This window comes from Sphingobium sp. 3R8 (assembly GCF_020166615.1).
In the GTDB taxonomy this organism is placed as follows: Bacteria; Pseudomonadota; Alphaproteobacteria; order Sphingomonadales; family Sphingomonadaceae; genus Sphingobium; species Sphingobium bisphenolicum.
Map to the genome: position 1 here is coordinate 1 of NZ_JAIQXR010000076.1, position 425 is coordinate 425.

General features: G+C 44.5%; 1 protein-coding gene. It reads left to right on the forward strand.

All coding sequences use genetic code 11. The features are described 5' to 3' along the window. The coding region (locus tag K9B33_RS22980; RefSeq protein WP_224551432.1) for a hypothetical protein at positions 1–289 on the forward strand (289 nt) is incomplete at its 5' end. Positions 290–425 lie beyond the last annotated feature (136 nt).

Below are 425 nucleotides of genomic sequence, written 5' to 3' on the forward strand. Positions count from 1 at the left end.
GGATGCGGCTCTCATTATCCGAAATCCTTCGGAATTCACTGTACGCCTATCACTTAAAGTAAAAGAGATTTGGCCAATGGCAGCAACATGGCAAGGGAATATCAAATATTACGACCCATGCTCGTTTGTTGATATAAAAACTAGACCAGAAACCATTAAGCATTTTTCTTATTTGTATCAGCGTGAATGGCGATTTTGCGCTTTTCCATACGAACAAGGTCCAGAGAATGAACCGTTCCCAATTTCCATAGGGCCACTTGGCGACATAGCCGAGGTGGTTACTTTCTGAAATTGATTCAGACCTGTGGGATGACGGCAATCCAAGGTCAGGAAATGCTCGACAATCATGTGTTCTCCGACACCCGATGAATGGCAGCTATCTCATTCTACGCTCTCCAAACCCGACATTCTGTAATCGGCCATTG